Origin of the sequence: Aestuariibacter sp. A3R04 (assembly GCF_018860805.1) — a bacterium.
Taxonomy (GTDB): domain Bacteria; phylum Pseudomonadota; class Gammaproteobacteria; order Enterobacterales; family Alteromonadaceae; genus Alteromonas.
In genome coordinates this window covers 406,569-409,641 of the sequence record NZ_JAHKQR010000011.1, presented here as the reverse complement: position 1 = coordinate 409,641, position 3,073 = coordinate 406,569, and the positions used below count along the sequence as shown (strand labels likewise).

The window sequence follows — 3,073 nt, the reverse complement described above, 5'->3', positions numbered from 1 at the left end:
GAGTCGGGGAGGGGGAGCCACTTCCACTTATCGCCAGTTAACAATTTCTCATCTACTCTAAGTTGTTTATCTATCCGCAAAAAGCGATAATGCCCGCCTAGGTAGCTGATTTATTCTCTTATTCGCGATGTTTATCGCAACGTATACTGGGATCTATGACTGACTTTTTCTTACTCCTTGTAGGCACTGTCCTTGTCAATAATTTCGTACTGGTAAAGTTTCTTGGCCTCTGCCCTTTCATGGGCGTATCCGGCAAACTGGAAACCGCCACGGGTATGGCAATGGCAACCTCCTTCGTTTTGACGTTGGCATCGGCCGCCAGTTATCTGGTGGAAACATACCTACTCGTCCCCCTGGGGATCGGTTATCTAAGAACCCTAGCATTTATTCTCGTCATTGCGGTAGTAGTTCAGTTTACCGAAATGGTGGTACATAAAACCAGCCCGACTCTTTATCGCTTGCTTGGGATATTCCTGCCTCTCATCACCACAAATTGTGCAGTACTGGGGGTAGCTTTGCTGAATTTAACAGAGCAACATAATTTTGTAGAAAGCATTGTTTACGGCTTTGGCGCATCAGCCGGTTTTTCCCTGGTGCTGATTCTTTTTGCAGCCATGAGAGAGCGCCTGGCGGCTGCCGATGTGCCCGTTTCATTCAGAGGGGCATCTATCGCAATGATCACGGCAGGTCTCATGTCACTGGCGTTCATGGGCTTTAGCGGTCTGGTGAAAATCTAATGGGTATATCTGTAGCGCTTATCAGCATTGGTCTGCTAGCCTTGGCTTTCGGGTTACTCCTGGGCTACGCAAGTATTCGTTTTAAAGTAGAGTCTGACCCCCTTGTAGACCAAATCGATGATATTTTGCCACAGACACAATGTGGACAGTGCGGTTATCCCGGCTGCCGTCCATACGCAGAAGCCATTGCCAATGGCGATGACATTAATAAGTGCCCTCCGGGGGGAGAAGCCACCATTAAAAAACTGGCCGATCTAACCGGCAAGGAAGCAAAGCCACTAGATGCCGCTCACGGCGAGGAAGAAAGTAAAAAAGTAGCCTTCATCCGTGAAGACGAATGCATTGGCTGTACAAAGTGTATTCAGGCCTGCCCGGTCGATGCAATACTCGGGGCGGCAAAACACATGCATACGGTTATCAAGGACGAGTGTACCGGTTGCGACTTATGCGTTGATCCCTGTCCAGTCGACTGTATTGATATGGTCCCCCTCGCTACTACCACGTCTTCTTGGGCCTGGGATTTTGATAAAACCCCAGCAGGCGATATTCCAATTAAAATGGTGTCCTGACCGTGTTGCAACCAAGCTTCAAAGAAATTATCCGAAGGCTGGATAGCGGCCAGCTGTTCCAGTTTCCAGGTGGCGTCCACCCTGACGGAAGGAAGTTATTATCCAGCCAGACAGCAGTGGCGACTCTCCCCCTGCCCGATAAACTTGTCATCCCTGTACGCCAACACATTGGTATTGAGGGTTCATTGCTAGTACAAGTGGGCGACAAGGTGCTAAAAGGGCAGCCGCTTACGCAAAGTGGCCAGCACTACTCTGTTCCTGTGCACGCACCAACATCAGGAGAGGTTACTCGGGTTGCTGACCATGTCACCGCGCACCCTAGCGGCCTGACAGAGCTATGCATCGAAATCACACCGGACGGCAAGGAAAAATGGACGACTGTATCGCCTGTTGAAAACTACCAATCGGTTGCCCCATCAGTGTTGCTTTCTCGCATATGTGATGCAGGTATTTCAGGCATGGGTGGTGCCGGTTTCCCTTCTCATATCAAGGCTTCAGCGAGTAAACCCGTTGAATTTCTCGTTGTCAACGGCGTTGAATGTGAACCTTACATTACATCTGACGACAGGCTAATGCGTGAGCACGCAGGGCAAATTATTGAAGGTGTAGACATTCTGCGCCACCTGCTTTCACCACTATGCGTGATAATTGCCATTGAAGACAACAAACCAGAAGCACTGTCTGTCTTTCAAAAGATAGCCAAAGTACGTGAAGACATAAAAGTCATTGCCGTTAAAACCAAATACCCCGCAGGTGGTGAAAAACAGCTTATTGAGGTACTGACCGGACGTGAAGTGCCCGGAAATGGCCTTCCAATTGACGTTGGGGTAACCATGTTCAATGTAGGTACCTGTTTTGCAATTGCAGACGCTGTCATTCGCGGTAAGCCATTGCTCCAGCGCATCGTCACCGTCACTGGCGAAGCTATTGAACGGCCGGGTAATTATTGGACACTACTGGGCACCCCGATTAATCACCTTTTGAAACACACAGGTTATCTCGCCGATAAGCAAGTTACACCGCAAGTGATTATGGGTGGCCCGATGATGGGGTTTACGCTAAACGATGCTGCGGTACCTGTGGTAAAAACCACCAATTGTCTACTTGTACCAGCAACAGGTGAGCTTACCCAAGGCGATAACGAAAGAGCTTGTATTCGCTGTAGTGCCTGTGCAGATGCATGCCCGGCATCACTATTGCCCCAGCAGTTATTCTGGCACAGCAAAGCCAAAGAGTACGACAAAGCGCAAGACTATCATCTTTTCGATTGTATTGAATGCGGCGCTTGTGCGTACGTTTGCCCCAGTGAGATACCACTTGTGCATTATTACCGCAGGGCAAAATCAGATATTCGCCTTCAACGGGACGAAAAGAACAAAGCAGAAAAAGCGAAAGAGCGCTTTGAAGCGAGAAAAGCACGACTCGAACGTGAGAAGCGCGAGCGCGAAGAAAAGCACCTAAAAGCTAAGGCCGCACGAGAAGCATCAGCAGCACCAAAAACAAGTGCCTCGACAGCGACGCCATCATCAAAAGATAAAGTTGCTGCAGCGTTAGCCAGGGCAAAAGCCCGTAAAGCTGCACAAGCCCAGCCTGGTGAAAAACAAGTGGTATCAGCTACAGACGCCGGAACAACGCCAACAGACAAAAAAGCTGCAGTGGCTGCGGCAGTCGCCCGGGCAAAGGCTAAGAAAGCACAGCAAGCCGCTAAAGACGCTTCTCAACGGCCAACGCAAGACAATGCCGACGGCAGCGTGGAACTGACCACTC

General features: G+C 49.8%; 3 protein-coding genes. All 3 read left to right on the top strand.

Annotated elements, in window-relative coordinates:
- The first annotated feature begins 155 nt into the window (after nucleotides 1–155).
- Entirely contained in the window at nucleotides 156–737 is a 582-nt protein-coding gene (gene rsxA, locus KO518_RS11195; RefSeq protein ID WP_216025919.1) for an electron transport complex subunit RsxA, read from the top strand.
- Entirely contained in the window at nucleotides 737–1,306 is a 570-nt protein-coding gene (gene rsxB / locus KO518_RS11190; protein WP_216025918.1) for an electron transport complex subunit RsxB, read from the top strand. The genes rsxA and rsxB overlap by 1 nt, the downstream gene beginning before the upstream one ends.
- 2 nt (nucleotides 1,307–1,308) lie before the next feature.
- The coding region (gene rsxC / locus KO518_RS11185) for an electron transport complex subunit RsxC (protein WP_371742346.1) at nucleotides 1,309–3,073 on the top strand (1,765 nt) is incomplete at its 3' end.